This window comes from Photobacterium sp. S4TG1, assembly GCF_036040035.1.
Classification (GTDB): Bacteria; Pseudomonadota; Gammaproteobacteria; order Enterobacterales; family Vibrionaceae; genus Photobacterium.
This window is the reverse complement of record NZ_JAYXUH010000057.1, coordinates 1-342: the sequence shown is the minus strand read 5'-3', so window position 1 is coordinate 342 and position 342 is coordinate 1. Positions and strand designations below refer to the sequence as shown.

The following is a 342-nucleotide window of genomic DNA, read 5'->3' as shown; positions in this document are numbered from 1 at the left end:
ACTAGATTTAGGTTCTAGCGCCGTAAGGTGTGAGAGTTCAAGTCTCTCCTTCCGCACCATTATTTTTCATCTTAACTGTGGTTAATGTGAAAAATACAATCAGAGAAACAACAGTTATTCGTAACTGACAATATGCGGAAGTGGCGGAATTGGTAGACGCACTAGATTTAGGTTCTAGCGCCGCAAGGTGTGAGAGTTCAAGTCTCTCCTTCCGCACCATTTTCTCTGATTTAAAAAGTCTTGTTACTACCCAACAAGCAACGCTTATATATTTAAGCACTGTAGGTCTATCGCCAAGCGGTAAGGCAACGGCTTTTGATGCCGTCATTCCCTGGTTCGAAT

The 342-nt window shown here is 42.7% G+C and carries 1 tRNA gene; it reads left to right on the top strand.

Annotated elements, in window-relative coordinates:
• The first annotated feature begins 134 nt into the window (after nucleotides 1–134).
• Nucleotides 135–219 (top strand) — tRNA-Leu (locus VXS03_RS20140).
• Nucleotides 220–342 lie beyond the last annotated feature (123 nt).